Origin of the sequence: Caballeronia sp. (assembly GCF_049581465.1) — a bacterium.
Taxonomy (GTDB): domain Bacteria; phylum Pseudomonadota; class Gammaproteobacteria; order Burkholderiales; family Burkholderiaceae; genus Caballeronia.
Genome location: NZ_JBAUSA010000376.1, coordinates 1 through 3,562, shown reverse-complemented (window position 1 = coordinate 3,562; position 3,562 = coordinate 1). Strand labels below are relative to the sequence as shown.

The window sequence follows — 3,562 nt, the reverse complement described above, 5'->3', positions numbered from 1 at the left end:
GTGGGGCGGCACGTTTAGCGATTACGTCGCGTACGCGCTCGCGATCGAGGAAATTGCGGCAGGCTGCGCGTCGTGTTCAACCTTGATGGCGGTGCATAACTCCGTCGGATGCGGCCCGATCCTGGCGTTTGGCACCGACCAGCAAAAAGCCGACTATCTGCCCCGGCTGGCAACGGGCGAGATCATCGGCGCGTTCTGCCTCACCGAGCCGCAAGCAGGGTCCGAGGCGCACAACCTGCGTACCCGTGCGATCGAACGCGACGGCAAATGGGTGCTTTCCGGTTCCAAGCAATTCACGACGAACGGCGCGCGCGCAGGCATTGCAATCGTATTCGCCGTCACCGATCCCGATTTGGGCAAGAAGGGCATTTCGGCGTTTATCGTGCCCAGCGATACCCCGGGCTTCAACGTCGGGCCGCCCGAGCACAAGATGGGAATTCGCGCGTCCGATACGTGCCCGATTTCCTTTGAAGACTGCGTGATCCCGGCCGGCAATCTGTTGGGCGTGCGCGGCGAAGGGTTGAAGATAGCGCTGGCGAACCTGGAAGGCGGACGGATCGGCATTGCCGCGCAGGCGGTCGGTATTGCCCGCGCGGCCTTCGACGCCGCCCGTGCCTACTCGCATGAGCGCGTGCAATTCGGCAAGCCGATCAGGGAGCATCAATCGGTAGCCAATCTCTTGGCCGACATGCAAATGAACCTGAACGCCGCGCGCCTGCTTGTGTTGCATGCGGCACGGATGCGTACGGAAGGGTTGCCGTGTCTGAGCGAGGCGTCGCAGGCCAAGCTGTTTGCGTCGGAAATGGCGGAACGCGTGTGCTCGCAGGCCATCCAGGTGCATGGCGGTTACGGCTATCTGCAAGATTATCCGGTTGAGCGGCATTATCGTGACGCGCGCATTACGCAGATTTACGAAGGCACGAGCGAAGTGCAGCGGATGGTCATTGCGCGGCAGCTTTGACGCGTGACGAGGATGACGTCGACGAACGCAAGTATCAGGCGATGCGCGTGTTTTCGTCGTTGTCCTGTCGTTTTTCCGCTCCTGTAAAGGCTCACTATTGGCGGATTCCAACGCTCCTGTAGACACTCACCGCGCACGGCGATGATGCTCCCGTAAAGGCTCACTGCTCCCGTCTTGCCGCATAGCTAAGCGCCAACGGCCGCTCGCATTTCTTGCTGACAGCGCTGCCGCTACGCCTGCCCGGTGCGATAGGCTCGCCCGTTACGCCGATTGCGACTGTCTGACTTCTTCAATCAATCAAGCAAACGACGTGACACGAGAACGAGTTTGTCGTGTTCGCGCGCGCAAAGTGTCGCGTGCGTCTGGCTGACCCGGATGCATCGCGTCGTGCATTTGCGTTGCGCGAAATCTCGGTTGCGATCCCTTCCTGGGATTGAGCGAGTCGTTCAAGACGAGTTGAGCAGTGATGCCCGAAGTCTGCCAACATTCCCCATGCAGCCGCCGCTGCACGCGCAGGTTTCCCGAGTGATCCTTTCTGAGGAAAATTCCATGTCCGCCATCGATGCAATCAATTCAGGAACCTTCAAGATAGGCGGCGAAATCGAGGTGCGACGCCTCGGTTTTGGCGCGATGCGGATAACGGGGCCGGGCATTTGGGGTCAGCCCGCCGATCGCGCCGAAGCGATCCGCACGCTAAAGCGCCTCCCCGATCTAGGCGTCAATTTCGTCGATACCGCCGACTCGTATGGGCCCGACGTGTCCGAACACTTGATTCATGAAGCGCTGCATCCTTATGGCGCAATGCTGATAGCCACGAAGGCGGGTCTGGTGCGAACGGGCCCGAATCAATGGACGCCCCTCGGCCGCCCCGAGTATTTGATCCAGGAAGCGTACCGGAGCCTTCGGCATCTAGGGGTCGAGCAGATTGGTCTTTGGCAGCTTCATCGCATCGATCCGGCCGTCCCGCGCAATGAACAGTTTGGAGCGATCAAGCAGTTGCTGGCGGCCGGCGTGATCCGGCATGCGGGATTGAGCGAGGTATCGGTGGCGGACGTGGACGCCGCGTCCAAATACTTCAAGGTTGCGACGGTTCAGAACCGCTATAACCTGGCCGACAGGGCAAGCGAAGACGTTCTGGATTATTGCGCGCAGCATGGAATCGGGTTCATTCCATGGAACCCGCTTGCCGTAGGACGCCTTGCAGCGGCGGGCTCAGTGCTTGATCAAATTGCGAACCGCCACGCGGCGACCCACGCTCAAGTTGCTCTCGCGTGGCTGTTGAAACGCAGTCCTGTGATGTTGCCGATCCCGGGGACGTCGAAGGTGTCGCATCTGGAAGAGAACGTGCGCGCCGCGGACATCGCTTTGTCTGAACATGACTTCTTGCAACTCGACGCCGCTGCGGCTTAACCGCGAATGCGTTGCGCGGATCGAATCAGGACGATCGTAGTTAATTCTTGACTTTTTAATACGGTCGTCCATACTTTTTCCTTCAGGCCTCATTCTGGATGGTCGGATGCAAGCAGATCGTGGCCTTTTTCAAGGGAAAATATCATGACGGCTCCTGTCGTATTGATCACCGGCGCGCTAACAGGCATTGGTCGCGCGACCGCTATAGCATTTGCGAAAGAAGGTGCCCGCCTCGTGGTCGCGGGTCGCCGCGGCGACGCGGGCAACGCCTTGGTGGCCGAGTTGCGTGAGTTGGGCGTGGAGGCCGAGTTCGTGCGTGCCGACGTCCGCCACGAAGAGGACGTGCGCATCCTGATTGACCGCGCGGTGGATCGATTCGGCCGCCTCGACGTTGCCGTCAATAACGCGGGAACAGAAGGAACGCCAGGCCCGATCCTGGAGCAGTCCGCCGAAACATACGCCGCGACCTTCGACACAAACGTACTCGGCACGCTGCTTAGCATGAAGCATGAGTTACGCGTGATGCAGCCCCAGGGTAGTGGCGTCATCGTCAATATTTCTTCGACAATGGGCAGCAAGGCGGCGCCTAACGCGTCGCTATATACGGGCAGCAAGCACGCAGTAGAAGGCATGACGAAATCGGCGGCGCTCGAAGCTGCGGCGTACGGCGTGCGGGTCAACGCGGTCGCGCCGGGTCCCGTCGAAACCGGGATGTTGAACCGTTTCGCCGGGACTGCCGAGCGCAAGGCGGGAATGCTCGCGAACTTACCGCTCAAGCGGGCCGGTACGCCCGAAGAAGTGGCTCAGGCAATTGTGTTTGTAGCATCGGAGAAGGCGTCGTTCATCACCGGACAAATCATTGGCGTGGACGGTGGAAGGACTGCGGCTTGATTGTAGGATATCGAAGCAATCGCGCTTCGCTCCACGAGAGGCGCGCAAATATTCAAGGAATCCAAGTCATGGAAAAATCGATCAAGATCCCAAGTGCTGAGCATCCCATAACGATCGAGAAGAATGCGTCGCGCGTGGTCGTGTCCGTGGCGGGTCGGGTAATAGCCGATACCCGCGACGCGCTCACGCTGCGTGAGGCTAGCTATCCGGCTGTGCAGTACATTCCGCGAAAGGACGTGGATATGACGTTGCTTGAACGCACGGCCCACGGGACGTACTGCCCTTATAAAGGCGATAGCG

At 59.9% G+C, this 3,562-nt stretch carries 4 protein-coding genes; all 4 read left to right on the top strand.

Going from position 1 to position 3,562, the window contains the following annotated elements:
- A partial coding sequence (locus tag WCA53_RS09365; protein ID WP_423908340.1) for an acyl-CoA dehydrogenase family protein occupies positions 1–961 on the top strand: 961 nt, incomplete at its 5' end.
- A 549-nt stretch (positions 962–1,510) separates the two neighbouring features.
- Complete coding sequence (locus WCA53_RS09360) at positions 1,511–2,371, top strand: aldo/keto reductase (RefSeq protein WP_423908337.1); 861 nt, start codon at positions 1,511–1,513, stop codon at positions 2,369–2,371.
- Between the two features lie 144 nt (positions 2,372–2,515).
- Positions 2,516–3,262: an SDR family NAD(P)-dependent oxidoreductase gene (locus WCA53_RS09355; protein ID WP_423908335.1), complete on the top strand. Its 747-nt coding sequence runs from the start codon at positions 2,516–2,518 to the stop codon at positions 3,260–3,262.
- A gap of 68 nt (positions 3,263–3,330) precedes the next feature.
- On the top strand, positions 3,331–3,562 hold a 232-nt coding region (locus tag WCA53_RS09350), incomplete at its 3' end, for a DUF427 domain-containing protein (RefSeq protein ID WP_423908333.1).

Excerpts from the sequence above, each read along its gene's own strand:
- WCA53_RS09360 (WP_423908337.1), top strand. The coding sequence starts at position 1,511 with ATGTCCGCCATCGATGCAATCAATTCAGGAACCTTCAAGATAGGCGGC.
- WCA53_RS09355 (WP_423908335.1), top strand. The coding sequence starts at position 2,516 with ATGACGGCTCCTGTCGTATTGATCACCGGCGCGCTAACAGGCATTGGT.